We start from the raw sequence: 241 nt of genomic DNA, 5'->3' as shown, positions 1-241 counted from the left end.
CGATGCCGGAGGCGCTGCAGGGCGCGTCGAGCAGGATGGCGTCGAAGGGGGTTCCGTCCCACCAGCTGGCGGTCTGGCGCGCGTCGGCCGCCTTCAGCGTGGCCTTTTGCTGCAGGCGGTTCAGGTTGTCCTGCACGCGGACCAGGCGCTGCGCGTCGGCGTCCAGCGCGGTCAGCTGCAGGTCGGGCTGCAGTTCGAGCAGATGGGCGGTCTTGCCGCCGGGCGCGGCGCAGGCGTCGAG

Annotated in this window: 1 pseudogene; it reads right to left on the bottom strand. The window is 73.0% G+C overall.

Annotation, left to right across the window (positions count from 1 at the left end):
* A pseudogene (locus ACUYLD_RS25785) lies at positions 1–241 on the bottom strand (16S rRNA (cytosine(967)-C(5))-methyltransferase RsmB); the annotation flags it as partial.

It is taken from the genome of Paenibacillus sp. SER-28, assembly GCF_052906305.1.
This window is presented reverse-complemented; position numbering and strand designations above follow the sequence as displayed.